12 protein-coding genes and 4 tRNA genes are annotated in these 14,107 nt (G+C 66.4%); 12 read left to right on the top strand and 4 right to left on the bottom strand.

Annotation, left to right across the window (positions count from 1 at the left end):
- Positions 1–128: 128 nt before the first annotated feature.
- A complete protein-coding gene (locus tag U743_RS11420) occupies positions 129–1,307 on the top strand; it encodes an acyl-CoA desaturase (RefSeq protein ID WP_043768445.1) in 1,179 nt (392 codons plus the stop codon).
- 68 nt (positions 1,308–1,375) lie between these two features.
- Positions 1,376–3,061, top strand: coding sequence for a cation:proton antiporter (locus U743_RS11415; protein WP_043768442.1), 1,686 nt, complete (start codon positions 1,376–1,378; stop codon positions 3,059–3,061).
- Between the two features lie 33 nt (positions 3,062–3,094).
- Here U743_RS11415 and U743_RS11410 read toward each other — a convergent pair whose 3' ends face one another.
- From U743_RS11410 to U743_RS11395, 4 genes are all read right to left on the bottom strand, one after another.
- Positions 3,095–4,045 carry an alpha/beta fold hydrolase gene (locus tag U743_RS11410; RefSeq protein ID WP_052367983.1) on the bottom strand — a complete coding sequence of 317 codons (951 nt, stop codon included), beginning with the start codon at positions 4,043–4,045 and terminating at the stop codon, positions 3,095–3,097.
- A 214-nt stretch (positions 4,046–4,259) separates the two neighbouring features.
- Complete coding sequence (gene tesB / locus U743_RS11405; protein ID WP_043768440.1) at positions 4,260–5,132, bottom strand: acyl-CoA thioesterase II; 873 nt, start codon at positions 5,130–5,132, stop codon at positions 4,260–4,262.
- Entirely contained in the window at positions 5,110–5,568 is a 459-nt protein-coding gene (locus U743_RS18155; protein ID WP_156966418.1) for a hypothetical protein, read from the bottom strand. The genes tesB and U743_RS18155 overlap by 23 nt, the downstream gene beginning before the upstream one ends.
- Complete coding sequence (locus tag U743_RS11395; protein ID WP_156966417.1) at positions 5,565–5,939, bottom strand: hypothetical protein; 375 nt, start codon at positions 5,937–5,939, stop codon at positions 5,565–5,567. Before U743_RS11395 ends, U743_RS18155 begins: the two co-directional genes overlap by 4 nt.
- Before the next feature lie 66 nt (positions 5,940–6,005).
- Here U743_RS11395 and hrpB point away from each other — a divergent pair, with 66 nt between their 5' ends.
- From hrpB to rplA, 10 genes are all read left to right on the top strand, one after another.
- Positions 6,006–8,471, top strand: coding sequence for an ATP-dependent helicase HrpB (hrpB, locus tag U743_RS11390; RefSeq protein ID WP_043768436.1), 2,466 nt, complete (start codon positions 6,006–6,008; stop codon positions 8,469–8,471).
- A 77-nt stretch (positions 8,472–8,548) separates the two neighbouring features.
- Positions 8,549–8,633, top strand: a tRNA-Tyr gene (locus tag U743_RS11385).
- 341 nt (positions 8,634–8,974) lie between these two features.
- Positions 8,975–9,048, top strand: a tRNA-Gly gene (locus tag U743_RS11380).
- A 175-nt stretch (positions 9,049–9,223) separates the two neighbouring features.
- Positions 9,224–9,299 (top strand) — tRNA-Thr (locus U743_RS11375).
- 817 nt (positions 9,300–10,116) lie between these two features.
- On the top strand, positions 10,117–11,307 hold the full coding sequence (tuf, locus tag U743_RS11370) for an elongation factor Tu (protein ID WP_043768412.1): 1,191 nt from the start codon (positions 10,117–10,119) through the stop codon (positions 11,305–11,307).
- Positions 11,308–11,404: 97 nt separating this feature from the next.
- Positions 11,405–11,480: transfer RNA gene (locus U743_RS11365), tRNA-Trp, on the top strand.
- 62 nt (positions 11,481–11,542) lie between these two features.
- A complete protein-coding gene (secE, locus tag U743_RS11360) occupies positions 11,543–11,920 on the top strand; it encodes a preprotein translocase subunit SecE (protein ID WP_043768434.1) in 378 nt (125 codons plus the stop codon).
- A 3-nt stretch (positions 11,921–11,923) separates the two neighbouring features.
- Complete coding sequence (gene nusG, locus U743_RS11355) at positions 11,924–12,457, top strand: transcription termination/antitermination protein NusG (RefSeq protein ID WP_043768432.1); 534 nt, start codon at positions 11,924–11,926, stop codon at positions 12,455–12,457.
- Positions 12,458–12,768: 311 nt separating this feature from the next.
- Positions 12,769–13,200: a 50S ribosomal protein L11 gene (rplK, locus tag U743_RS11350; protein ID WP_043768430.1), complete on the top strand. Its 432-nt coding sequence runs from the start codon at positions 12,769–12,771 to the stop codon at positions 13,198–13,200.
- 1 nt (position 13,201) lies between these two features.
- Positions 13,202–13,897: a 50S ribosomal protein L1 gene (gene rplA / locus U743_RS11345; RefSeq protein WP_043768428.1), complete on the top strand. Its 696-nt coding sequence runs from the start codon at positions 13,202–13,204 to the stop codon at positions 13,895–13,897.
- The last annotated feature ends 210 nt before the right edge of the window (positions 13,898–14,107 follow it).

Here is a 14,107-nt window from a genome sequence, read left to right as displayed (position 1 = left end):
GCATCCAGTCAAGGCCTTGATGCGGGTGCGGATGCGCGGCATGGCAGGCCCGCCCGGTGGGCTCGCGGGGCTGACGGCGCTGTCGTATCATGCCTCCTCGTCTGCCGACTTTCCGTGGGTAACTTTGCATGTCCGACTCCGCTGCATCCGCTCCCCTCAACTGGCCCGCCGTGGTCATGTTCGCGATCACCATCCCGCTCGGGCTGATTGCGGCGCCGGCCTATATCGTGGCGACGGGGCCGTCGCTCTGGCTGTTTGCCTGGGCCTTCGCCTTCTTCTGGGCCAGCGGCATTGCCATCACGGCTGGTTATCACCGCTACTGGGCGCATCGCAGCTACAGCGCGCGCGGGCCGCTGCGCTGGGTACTGATGCTCTTCGGCAGCATGGCGCTGCAGAACAGCATCCTGATCTGGGCCTCCATGCACCGGGTACATCACAAGCACGTCGATGACACCGAGTCGGACCCCTACTCGATCAGGCGCGGTTTCTGGTTCGCGCACATGGGCTGGATGCTGCGCGACTATCCCAGTGGCGAGGTCGATCCAGCCGTGGCGCGCGATCTGGAGGCCGATCCGCTGGTGGCCTTCCAGCACCGGCACTATCTGAAGCTCGCGCTGGGCATGAACCTGCTGCTGCCGGCGGCCGCCGGCGCGCTGCACGGCGATATCATCGGCGGCCTGCTGATCGCCGGCGCGCTGCGGCTGGTTGCGGTTCAGCAGATCACGTTCTTCATCAACTCGCTGGCGCACACCTGGGGCAAGCGGCCCTTCACACGCGACAACACGGCGCGCGACAACGGTCTCATCGCCATGCTGACCTTCGGCGAGGGCTACCACAACTTCCACCACCTCTTTCAGTGGGACTACCGCAACGGCATCCGCTGGTGGCAGTTCGACCCCACCAAGTGGCTGATCGCCGGCGCCGAGAAGATCGGGCAGGCCTCGCATCTGCGGCGCGTGCCGGAGTTCAAGATCCAGCGTGCATTGCTGGAGACGCAGCTCGAGGCCGCGCGTGCCCGCGCCGAGGCGGCGCCCGCGGACGAGTCACGCGTGGCGCATCTGCTGCACCTTCTGGAGCAGGAGCGGGCCGCTTTCACGCACACGTTGTCCGAGTGGGCGCAGGTCCAGCAGCAGCGCATCGAATCGGCACGGCGTGACCTGGCCGATCGCATCGCGCACAGCGAGCTCAGCGGTCGCGTTGTCGCCATGGAGCATTCGCTGGCTCACGCCCTGCGTGCGCAGCGCCGCCGGGTGCGGCTGCTCGGTCGCCAGCTCGCTGAGCAAATGCAGGGCCCTTCCGCCGCCTGAGCTTTGCCGGTAGTGCCGCGCCGTGCATTGGCGCCGCGGCAGCGTGTGGCGGCCGGTAGACTGGCACGATGCTTCTGGAACTCTCTGCCTTCGACAGCACGGCGCTGCTGCTGACGCTGGCTGCGGCCGTGGGCATGCTCGGCTTGCTGCTGCGCCAGCCGCTCATCGTCAGCTTCATTGCTGCCGGCATCATCGCCGGCCCCGACGCGCTGGGCCTGGTTTCCGACCCGCAGACCGTGCATCTGCTGGCCGAGATCGGCATCGCCCTGCTGCTCTTCCTCGTCGGCCTGAAGCTCGACCTCAAGCTGGTGCGCACGCTCGGGCCCGTCGCCATGGCCACCGGCCTGGGGCAGGTGGCCTTCACCACCGTCTTCGGTTTCCTGATCGCGCTGGCGCTGGGCATGGCGCCGGTGCCTGCGCTCTACGTCGCCGTGGCGCTGACTTTTTCCAGCACGATCATCATCGTCAAGCTGCTTTCGGACAAGCGCGAGATCGACGCGCTGCACGGGCGCATTGCGTTGGGTTTTCTGATCGTGCAGGACATCGTCGTGGTCTTTGCGATGATCGCGCTCTCGACCTTGGGTATCGGCAACGAGGGCGGCTCAGGCGCGATCCTGAACACCGCCCTAGGCGGACTCGCGATGCTGGCGCTGGTGGGGGTGTTCATTCGCTACATCGCTTCGCCGCTGATGCGCTGGCTGGCGAATGCGCCGGAGATGCTGGTGACCTTCGCGATCTCCTGGGCGGTGTTCTTCGCCGCGCTCTCCGACGGCATCGGCTTTGGCAAGGAGCTGGGCGGGCTGCTCGCCGGCGTGGCGCTGGCCTCGACGCCGCTGCGCGAGGCGGTGGCGTCGCGCCTCGCCAGCCTGCGCGATTTCCTGTTGCTGTTCTTCTTCCTCAGCCTGGGTGCGCAGCTGGATCTGGGCGTGCTGGGCGCGCAGGTGCCGGCAGCGATCGTGCTGTCGCTCTTCGTGCTCATCGGCAACCCACTGATCGTGCTCGCCATCATGGGCGCGATGGGCTACCGCAAGCGCATCGGTTTCCTGGCCGGTCTGACGGTGGCGCAGATCAGCGAGTTCTCGCTGATCTTCATCGCCATGGGCGTGACACTCGGTCACGTCGGCGAGGCCACGATGGGGTTGGTGACGCTGGTGGGGCTGATCACCATCACGCTGTCCACCTACATGATTCTCTACTCGCATCAGCTCTACGATCGGCTTGAGCCGCTGCTGCGCGTCTTCGAGCGGCGCGTCACCGCGCGCGAGCGCATCAGCGACGAGCCGGTGCGCACGCAAGCGCATCCGGTGATTGTCTTCGGCCTTGGCCGCTTCGGCGAGGAGGTCGCTAGCGCGCTGGAGGCACGCGCCATCCATCCGCTGGGCGTGGATTTCGATCCGGAGGCGCTGCAGCGCTGGACCGCCAAGAACCGTGCCGGGGTCTACGGCGATGCCTCGGACCCGGAGTTCCTGCCCAGCCTGCCGCTGGGCGGCGCCGAGTGGGTGGTAGTGGCCGTGCCGCCGCACCCGCAGTCGCTGGACCGCGCCGACATACGGATGTCGGTGCTGCACGGCCTGCAGCAGGCCGGTTACGGCGGCAAGGTGGCTTTCTGCAGCCATGCCCGCGACGACGCCGAACGCATGGCACAGACCGGCGTCGATCTGGTGCTATTGCCCTATCACGACGGTGCGATCCGCGCGGTCGAGCGCATGCTCGATACCGACCCCTTCGCGCGGCTGGACATCATCGACCGCTAGATTCGTGATGGCCGGCGCTGGCTCCGCCCTGGATTAGTCATCGCCGCCGAAGCGCTCGGCGTGGAAGGAAAGCAATGCCTTGGCCACTGTCTCGGGGGCTTCCATCATGGGCAGATGCCCGATCTCGGCCAGCATCTGCAGCTCGCTGTCCGGGTGCTGTTCCATCCAGGCCTTTGCACCGGAGGGATGCAGCACGCGGTCCTCGGCGCCCCAGACCAGCAGGGTGGGGGCCTGGATTTCGGCGACGCGCTCGTTGAGCGCGGGCGCGTCGTAGATCTGCTCGAAGATGCGCGTGTAGTGGTCGAAGCGCTCGGCGGCGCGACCGGCGAGGGTGTCGCGCACGAACCAGGGCAGGAAGGGGGGCTCGTGGAAGACCATTTCGAGCACGTCTGCGTAGTTCTCGGCTCGCTGCACGAGCAGAGGATTGCGGCCGGTCTCGGCCAGCTCGCGCCGCATCTCGGAGGTCTGTTCACCGGCCAGGCCGGCTGGCGCCAGCAGCCACAGCGAGGCCACCTTGTCCGGATGGGCCAGCGCCAGCGAGGCGGCGATGTAGCCGCCCATGGAGTTGCCGCCGACGTGGGCGGCCTCCTCGATGCTTACCGCCTCCACAAAGCCGGCGACACGCGCCACCTGCGCGTCGAGCCCGTAGTCGGCGCCCTGCGGGGCACTTGCCTCGCCGAACCCCGGTAGATCGGGGATGACGACATGGAAGTCGCGCGTTAGATGCTTGGCGACCCGGCTGAAGTTGTCCTTGTTGGCCGTGAATCCGTGCAGCAGCAGCAGAGTGGGGCCTTCGCCGCCGGCGAGATAAGGCATCTCGAAGCCGTCCACTTCCACGCTGTGCTGCTCCAATCCCGCCATCAGGCGCTCGACCTGGAGGGCAAAACGAGTGGCGGTGGCCGGCGCCAGGATCATGACGCCGAGTACAAACAGCAGCACGCAGGCCGCGGAGATATAGCCGAAGCGGGTCAGGGAGGGGATCATGGGCGGGCTGGCAGCGAAGGGGCGCACAGTTTGCCCGAGCCAAAAGGAACGGCGCACGCCCCGCAGGGAGTACGGGACGCGCGTCGGTCGCAGCACACGCCGGCGAGAGGGAGGAGGGAGACTCAACCGGCAAGACAGATGTTGCCAGCAGCCCCATGCCGAGGGTGGCGTTGCGAGATGGGCGGTAGGCCGCGGCCGGTGAGCGGTGCGTGGCTCAGTCGCTGATGTCTCGCATCAGGCTTTCCTGCACGACGCTGGCCACGAGCAGGCCGTCGCGTGTCCATATCTCGCCGCGAGACAGACCGCGGCTGCCCTGCGCGGTGGGTGAATCCATGGCGTAGAGCAGCCACTCGTCTGCGCGGAAATCGCGATGGAACCATAGCGCGTGGTCTATGGAGGCAACCACGAGATCAGGAGAGAGATAGCTCTTCCCGTGCGGCAGCAGCGCGGTAGACAGCAGGTTGAAGTCCGAGGCGTAGGCCAGCACGCAGCGGTGCAGCATCGGATCGTCCGGAAGCTGTCCGCCGGCGCGGAACCAGATGTGCTGCTCAGCCGGCCGTGGCTCGGCCGCGAAGGGATCCATGGGCGCGACCGGCCGGAACTCGATGGCAAGCTGCCGGAGCAGCGCACGTTGCAGCGGCTCGGGCACGTCGGGATGCGCGGCTAGCCAACGGCTGCGCAGTGTGTCCTGGTCCTCCAGCGATTCGGGAGCAGGCACCTCCGGCATGGCTTTCTGGTGATCCGGACCGGTCTCGTGCCGGTGGAAGCTGGCAATCATCGACAGGATCGGCTTGCCGCTCTGGATGGCCTGCACGCGACGTGCGGCGAAGCTGCGCCCGTCGCGCACGCGATCGACGTCGTAGACGATGGGTAGCGTCATGTCGCCAGGGCGCAGAAAGTACGCGTGCAGAGAGTGCGGAACGCCCTCTTCAATGGTGCGCGCGCCGGCCATCAGCGCCTGACCAATGACCTGACCGCCGAAGACGCTCTTGCCGCCGAGATCGCGCGAGCCGCCGCGGAAGATGTTGACTTCCAGCGGCTCGAGATCGAGCAGCGTCACGAGGTCATTCAGAGCCTTGTTCGTCATCGCGCTTCTTCTTGCTGTTGTCGTGGGAGCCGCCCAGGCCGCTGCGCAGCCCGCTGCCAAGCAGGCGGTTAATGCCGCGAATGCTTCCGTAAACGGTGCCGGAAGTGAGGTCGTGTACCTCGCGCACGATACGCGCGGTATCGCGCGTTGCGGGAATGCGGTCGAGCACCTCGAAGGGCACGCTGGCGATGCCGCGATGGATGTCCTCGACGGTACGTGAGGTTTCGTCGACGGCTGATTCGGTAAAGCGTTGCGCTGCGCGCAGACGGCGGCGCTGCGTCAGCATGCGCTGCCCTTCGCCGTAGCGCGCAGCGGCCGCGCCGATGGCTTGACCGGCTACCCGCGTTTCTGCCTGCTGGTGCAGCACCATCCAGCTGGTCAGGGCGCTCAGCAGCGTCGTCCCGAGCGCGACAACCATTAGCAACCCCACGCTCAAGACCGGCTCCCGTGCACGCGCACGCGTGGCTCGATGCCGTACTCGCGCAGCTGAACTTCGAGAACCTCGCGGGTCTGCCGGTAGACTTCGCGCTGGATCAGGCCGGGTGCCAGCGCGCCGAAGCGGCCCGCGACCCAGGATTGGCTGGCGGCGACCTGCAACGGATTCAGGATCTCGATGCCGATGACACGGCTGCCCGATTCCGTAAGCTGCTGACGAAGCTCCGGGCCGAGCTCGGCGTGCAGCGGCTTCAGAGCCTCGGCGTCAGCGCGCAACCGGGTCAGGGTGCGCGCGTTGCGCAGGCTGGCCAGCAACAGTCCGGCGAGCAGCAGAAGATTGACAGTCAGAAGGATGACGGCCGCGATCAGCATGATGTCGGAGCCCACAATGAATGGAACAGTGCCGATTATGCGCACGCTGGCCGCAGAAGGTTGCCGATGCGCCTGAGCGAAACCGATCGCCGGCTGCCGGTCGCCGAGGCGCTGCCGACACTATTCGAAGCCTTGCGCACGGCGCGCGCGGCGGTGCTCAGTGCGCCGCCGGGTAGCGGCAAGACGACGCTGGTGCCGCTGGCACTCGCTGAGCACGAGCCGAAAGGCCGCATCTTCGTCGTCACCCCACGCCAGGTGGCTGCGCGTGCTGCGGCGCGGCGCATGGCTGCCATGCTGGGTGAAGCGGTGGGCGAGACGGTGGGCTACCACGTGCGCTGGGACCGTCGCGTCGGGCAGGCCACCCGTGTGATCGTCATGACTGAGGGCATGCTGCTGCGCCGGCTGGAGGCCGACCCTGAACTCGACGGCGCGCGTACGGTAATCCTCGACGAGTTTCACGAGCGCAGTCTGGATGCCGACACCGCGCTCGGCTTGCTGCTGGACGTGCGCGCAAGCCTGCGCCCGGATCTGGGGCTGCTTGTGATGTCCGCGACGCTGGAGGCGGAAGCCGTCTCCGAGCTGCTGGGCGGTGTGCCCGCGATTCGCGCGGACGGGCGCCTGCATCCGGTAGGCGTGACGCACCGTTCGCTGGCTGCACGCCCGCTGGCAGATATGCGCGGCTTCGCCCGTGGTGTGGCCGAGGCCACCGTCGAGGCGATGGCGGCGGCTGACGGTGATGCGCTGGTCTTTCTGCCCGGTATTCAGGCCATCCGGGCGGTGGCTGGCGAGCTGGAAACGCGTGTGGCCGCGACGGTGCAACAGCTGTACGGCAGCATGGAGCCGGCTGAGCAGGATGCCGTCCTGCAGCCCCGCGCGGGCCGGCGTGTGATCCTGTCGACGCCCATCGCCCAGACCAGCCTGACTGTCGAGGGCATCGGCATCGTCGTCGACAGCGGCTGGCATCGCCTGACCCGTTTCGATCCTCGTGCCGGCGCCGACCGTTTAGTTACCGAGCGTATCTCGCGGGCGGCTGCCGAACAGCGCGCCGGCCGTGCCGGCCGCCTTGGTCCCGGTCACTGCTGGCGGATGTGGTCCGCTGACGAGCATGCGCAGCTGCCCGCGCGGGATGCGCCGGAGATCCTGCGTGCGGATCTGGCCGGCTTTGTGCTGCGTGCCGAGTGCTGGGGGCGTGGCATGAGTCGCAGCATGGCCTTGCTCGACCGGCCGCCCGCGATCGCGCTGAAGCGCGCCGAAGCCTTGCTCGCCGATCTCGGAGCCCTGGACGACAGCGGTCAGCTCACCGCCCTCGGCCGGCGCATGGCCGAGCTGCCCGTGGCGCCGCGTCGCGCCGCCATGCTGCTGGAAGGGGCTGCGACCGGCGAGGGTGCCTTGGCGGTCTGGTTGGCAGCGCTTCTGGAAGTGGATGCCGGAGTCGGTCCGCATGTGAGCGAGCGGCTGCGCGAGGCAGCGAATGCGCCGTCGGGCACGCCGTTGCGCCGCGTTGCAGCCGATCTGGCGCGGGCGCTGGATATCGCCAATGCCAGCCAGCCGCCGCGCGCCGAGCCAGAGGCCGCCGGCCGCCTGCTGGCGCGCGCCTACCCCGAGCGCATCGCGCGCCGCCGGCCGGGCGAGCGCGAACGCTACGCCTGCAGCGACGGCGGTGAAGTCGCCGTAACCGAGGGCGCTCAGGGCGCGGAGTGGCTGGTGGCTGCGCATTGGGAACCCGGCCCGCCGCGCCGTGCGCGTTTGGTCGCGCCGCTTGACGCCGGCGATGTGCTCGCTGGCTGCTGTGGTGCGCTGCGCGCCGTCGAGCACCTGGGCTGGGACGATCAGAAGGAGGGCGTGGTCGCCGAGTCCCGCCGCATGCTGGGCGAGTTGGTCATCGATGCGCGCCCGGCGCGCGTGCCAACGGAAGCCGCGCAGGCGATGCTCTGCCAGGCCGTGCAGCGTCGCGGTTTGCAGGTTCTGCCGTGGAACGAGGCTGCCAGGAGCCTGCAGGTGCGCATCGGTAGCCTTCGTGCCTGGCGCGGCGGTGATTGGCCTGCGTTGGACGACGCGGCACTGGGCGCTCGGCTCGAGGAATGGCTGCAGCCCTATCTTGCCGGCATGACGCGTCTCGCGCAGCTGGCCGAGCTTGACCTGGCGGCGCTGTTGCGCGCGCAAGTTCCCCCTGAGATCGCCGGCAATCTCGATCGCTGGGCGCCCGAGCGGGTGCGCGTCCCCAGTGGCCACGACGTTCGCCTGCAGTACAGCGGTGACGCCGGTCCGCCCGTACTGGCTGTGAAGCTGCAGGCGCTGTTCGGGCTGATCGAGACGCCGCGCGTTGACGACGGACGGGTGCCGGTGCAGATCCAGTTACTCTCCCCGGCGGGGCGGCCGCTGCAGGTCACGCAGGATCTGGCTTCCTTCTGGCGTAACGGGTATCCGGAAGTAGCGCGCGAGCTGCGCGGCCGCTATCCGAAGCACCCCTGGCCCGAGGATCCGCTGACCGCCGAGGCCTCGATGGGTGCGCGCAGGCGCGGTGCGCCTTGACGGCTCACCCCCGCGAAACGACAATACGCGCCCTCGCTCGGGGGCAAAGCCTGTAAACGCTATCCGAGTACGTATCCGGAGGGGTACTCAAGCGGTCAACGAGGGCAGACTGTAAATCTGCTGGCTTAGCCTTCGTAGGTTCGAATCCTACCCCCTCCACCATCTTCTCCAAGCCTCGCTGCGAGGCGGCAGCCAAGCAGCGGAAGGGCTACCATTCGCACTAAACGCGGGTGTAGCTCAATGGGCTGAAGCCATGCGCTTCAGCGGCTGAGCCAGGACGGCTCAGCCCGGGTCACTTGACGAGGCAGGAGCCGAGTCTAGTGACTGCGGCCAAGCGGCGGAAAAGCTACTATTCGCGACGAAATGCGGGTGTAGCTCAATGGGCTGAAGCCATGCGCTTCAGCGGCTGAGCCAGGACGGCTCAGCCCGGGTCACTTGACGAGGCAGGAGCCGAGTCTAGTGACTGCGGCCAAGTGGCGGAAAAGCTACTATTCGCAACGTATGCGGGTGTAGCTCAATGGTAGAGCCCCAGCCTTCCAAGCTGGTTATGTGGGTTCGATCCCCATCACCCGCTCCAGTAAACTGGTAGCAGCAGCGGTATTATTGAGCACAACGCCCACCTAGCTCAGTTGGGCTGAAGCCATGCGCTTCAGCGGGCGGGCCAGGAAGGCCCGGCCCGGGTCACTTGACGAGGCAGGAGCCGAGTCCAGTGACTGCGGTCAAGCAGCAGTAGCGGTAATATTCAGCACAACGCCCACCTAGCTCAGTTGGTAGAGCACACCCTTGGTAAGGGTGAGGTCGCCAGTTCGAATCTGGCGGTGGGCACCAAGATCAGGAGAGGGCGCCAAGGCGGAAGCTGCGGCGCTCTTTTTGTTTGGGCGCTATTCGAACTGGCGACCTCGGACAGAGAGCCAGTTCGAATCTGGGTTCGCCGCGACCGACTTGCCAGTGGCAAGTCGCAGCGCGGCGAACGCCCGGGCCATGGGTCGGGCGCGAAGCGCCCGACGGGCACACAGGAAGTGCGCCCTGGACTTTGGGCGGAGCAGGAAGCGCAGCCCAAAGGCCCGGGCCGGGTCACTTGGAGCTGTGAGCCGAGGAGCAGGGGCCCCGCGCAGCGGGGATGCGACCGGCGAATCAGCGACGAGGTCAGGAAGACCGAGCTTAGTGACTGCGGCGATCGCTGCGCGAGATATGCAGTGGTCAGTGCGTTTGCGTTTTACCGGCCGTGTAGCCGCGACCGACTTGCCGGTCGCAGGTCGTAGCGCGGCGAACGCTCGGGCCAAGAATGCCTGGGCCGGGTCACTCGACGAGGCAGGAGCGGAGTCTAGTGACAGCGGCGATCGCTGCACGAGATGTCATAAATCCGCTTCGTGCATTGCTTCTCCCGATTCCAGCCGTTCTGCGACATGCCAGCGGCACGCCGCAGCGCAGCAACGCCCAGTCGCCAGGCAAGAACGCGTCCCAACCCCTCTCCAGGAAGGCGCGAAGCGCACCCAAAGTCGACCCTGGCAGCCGCCTCGGCTTGCGAAGCTGCACCCGAGCCCATTAACATCGCGCGCTTGCCGAGCTCTCGGGGGATCAAAAGGGCGACGGCGCATTTCGCATTTCGCACCTCTTCTGACACGCAACACAACTAGGTTGGAGCATGGCCAAAGCAAAGTTCGAGCGCACGAAGTCCCACGTGAACGTGGGTACGATTGGGCACGTTGACCACGGCAAGACGACGCTGACTGCGGCGCTGACGGTATGTCAGGCGCGGAAGTGGGGTGGTGATGCGACCGCATTCGACATGATCGACAAGGCGCCGGAAGAGAAGGCGCGCGGCATCACGATTTCGACGGCGCACGTGGAGTACGAGTCGGAGAATCGTCACTACGCGCACGTTGACTGCCCTGGCCACGCCGACTACGTCAAGAACATGATCACCGGTGCTGCGCAGATGGATGGCGCGATTCTGGTGGTGTCCGCTGCTGATGGCCCCATGCCGCAGACGCGCGAGCACATTCTGCTGGCCCGTCAGGTGGGTGTGCCCTTCATTGTCGTGTTCCTGAACAAGGCCGACATGGTGGACGACGCCGAGCTTCTGGAACTGGTCGAGATGGAAGTTCGCGACCTGCTGAGCCAGTACGACTTCCCGGGCGACGACACCCCGATCATCACCGGCTCGGCGCTGAAGGCGCTGGAAGGCGACGAAGGCGAGTTTGGCGCGGAAGCCATCCAGAAGCTGATCGACGCCATGGACAGCTTCATTCCCGAGCCCGAGCGCGCGATTGACGGCGCCTTTCTGATGCCGGTTGAGGACGTCTTTTCGATTTCGGGTCGCGGCACCGTGGCCACCGGGCGCATTGAGCGCGGCGTGGTCAAGGTCGGCGACGAGATCGAGATTGTCGGCATCAAGAAGACCGTCAAGACCACGGTGACCGGTGTCGAGATGTTCCGCAAGCTGCTGGATCGTGGCGAAGCGGGCGACAACGTCGGCGTGCTGCTGCGCGGCACCAAGCGCGAAGAGATCGAGCGCGGCCAGGTGCTGGCGAAGCCGGGCAGCATTACCCCGCACACGCAGTTCGAGTGCGAGGTCTACATTCTCAAGAAGGAAGAGGGCGGACGTCACACGCCCTTCTTTGCCGGCTACCGGCCGCAGTTCTACTTCCGGACGACGGACGTCACGGGCAACGTGACGCTGCCGGAAGGTGCAGAAATGGTGATGCCGGGCGACAACGTCAACCTGAAGGTTGAGCTGATCGCACCGATCGCCATGGAAGATGGCCTGCGCTTCGCCATTCGCGAAGGTGGCCGCACCGTCGGCGCCGGCGTCGTGGCTAAGATCATCGCCTGAAGTCGAAAACTTTGCATTTGCGCGGGGCGCGCGTACAATGCGCGCCCCGCGTTTTCATGTGCTAGCGAAGGTCCGGCGCGGCGGGCAAAACAAGTCCAGGGTAGTAGCTCAATTGGCAGAGCAGCGGTCTCCAAAACCGCAGGTTGGGGGTTCGATTCCCTCCTACCCTGCCAGCCTGCGGCAGGGTTTCGCTATACCGGCCAGATTCGGCCGAACCAACTTCAAGCGCTGATTCATGAGCAATTCCAAGCAAGCATCCGGCGGCAGTCTGGACACCCTCTGGATGCTGGCCGCGCTGGCGGTGGTCGTCGGCGGTGTCGCCGCCTTCTATCTCCTGCAGCCGGAGTACAACGTGGCCGTGCGCGCCGCCATTGTCGTGGCGTCAGTAGGGGCGGCTGCCTTCATGTTCTACCAGACTGCGAATGGCCGGACGGCCTGGGGGTATCTGGTGGGTGCGCGCATCGAGATGCGCAAGACCACCTTCCCGACGCGTCAGGAGAGCGTGCAGACCACCCTGCTCATCGCAGTGGTGGTACTGATCGTGGCGCTCTTCCTCTGGGGGCTGGATTCCTTCCTGCTCTGGGCGGTGCAGCTTCTGACGGGAAGGGGTTAGTCGATGGCGATGAGATGGTATGTCGTGCATGCGTACTCGCAGTACGAGAACCACGTCAAGCGCGCGCTTCAGGAGCGCATTCAGCGCGAAGGACTGCAGGATCACTTCGGTGACATCCTAGTGCCGACCGAGGAGGTTGTCGAGGTCCGCGACGGCGTCAAGCGCACCACCGAGCGCAAGTTCTTTCCGGGCTACGTGCTCGTGCAGATCGACATGAGCGAGGAGGCCTGGCATCTGGTCAAGTCGACGCCGCGCGTGCTCGGCTTCATCGGCGGCACGCCCGACAAGCCGGCGCCGATCTCGGAGAAGGAGGCCAACACCATCCTGAACCGGGTCGAGGAATCGGTCGAGAAGCCCCGCCCGAAGACGCTCTTCGAGCCGGGCGAGACAGTCCGGGTCATCGACGGCCCCTTCGCGGACTTCAACGGCGTCGTCGAGGAAGTCAACTACGAGAAGAGCCGCCTGCGCGTGGCCGTTCTCATCTTCGGGCGCTCGACGCCCGTGGAGCTGGACTTCTCGCAGGTCGAGAAGGGGTGAGCCTTATTCCGGCTGCCGGTGGCAGCCGGAATAAGGCGAACGCCGGGCCATGGATGGCCCGGCAGGAACCACGCACCATGGAGGGTTAGAGGCAGGACGAGGATTGAAGCGGTAAAGCGCAGTTTGGCGGGCTGCCGGTGGCAGCCGGAAACCGGCGAACGCCGGGCCATGGATGGCCGGGCATGAAGCACGCACCACGGATGGTCGCAGGCAGGACATCGATTACTGACGGCGCTTCGTAGGAAGCTGAAGCGCCGACACCCAGGGGAGCCGCAAGGCGTTCGTACCCACCTTAGGAAGCGAAAAAGAGCATGGCAAAGAAAGTAAAGGGCTACATCAAGCTGCAGATTCCTGCAGGCAAGGCGAATCCGTCGCCGCCCGTCGGCCCGGCGCTGGGTCAGCAGGGCGTGAACATCATGGAGTTCTGCAAGGCCTTCAACGCCGAGACGCAGAACATCGAAGCCGGGCTGCCGACGCCCGTCGTCATCACGGTCTACGCGGATCGCTCCTTCACCTTCATCACGAAGACGCCGCCCGCGGGCGTGCTCATCAAGAAGGCGCTGAATCTGAAGTCCGGCAGCGGCACGCCGAACACCAAGAAGGTCGGCAAGATTTCCCGCGCGCAGCTGGAAGAGATCGCCAATACCAAGTGGCCGGATCTCAATGCGGCCGACATGGACGCGGCGGTGCGCACTATCGCCGGCTCTGCCCGTTCCATGGGCGTCGATGTGGAGGGCGTCTGAGATGGCACGCATGACGAAGCGCAAGAAGGTTTTCGCCGAGAAGGTTGAGCCGGGCAAGAACTACTCGCTCGACGAGGCTCTGGGCCTGCTCAGCGAATGCTCGACCGCGAAGTTCCGCGAGTCGGTCGATCTGGCCATCAACCTCGGTGTTGATCCGCGTAAGTCCGACCAGAATGTCCGTGGCTCCACGGTGCTGCCGCATGGTTCCGGCAAGAATGTCCGCGTCGCGGTCTTCGCGCAGGGCGCCAAGGCCGAGGAGGCCGAGGCTGCCGGTGCCGACGCGGTGGGCATGGAGGAGCTGGCCGAGCGTATGAAGGGTGGTGAGCTGGATTATCAGGTCGTCATCGCCGAGCCCGCAGCCATGCGCGTTGTCGGCGGCCTTGGTCAGCTGCTCGGCCCGCGTGGCCTGATGCCGAACCCGAAGACGGGCACGGTGACGCCGGATGTGGCCACCGCGGTGAGTAACGCCAAGGCTGGTATGGCCAAGTTCCGTACCGACAAGGGCGGCGTTATCCACTGCGCAGTCGGCGCGGCGGATTTCACGACCGAGCAGCTGCGCGACAACATCGCGGCGGTGCTGCGCGATATCCGCAAGGCCAAGCCGACGACTTCCAAGGGCAGCTACCTCCGCAAGGTGATCCTGTCGACGACGATGGGGCCCGGCGTGGCGGTGGATCTTTCCAGCCTGCCCGAGTGACAAACGGCGGGTCGTCTCGGCGGCTCGTTAGTACGAAATCTTGACTGTGTGGTGAAAGCCACGCCGTCCAAGACCGCAGGTGCCCGAGCGGATCGCTCCGCAAGGGATTAAAAGCCGCGAGGCGGCCTGCGCAGACGGTGTTCACCCCTTGAGGGTGCGCCGTACAGGTGGGGCGCCGGGTCAATCCCGGCCCGGCGCCCTTTGAGTGAT

This window comes from Algiphilus aromaticivorans DG1253 (assembly GCF_000733765.1).
Lineage (GTDB): Bacteria > Pseudomonadota > Gammaproteobacteria > Nevskiales > Nevskiaceae > Algiphilus > Algiphilus aromaticivorans.
The sequence above is the reverse complement of the archived record's forward strand: the minus strand, read 5'-3'. Positions and strand labels throughout refer to the sequence as shown.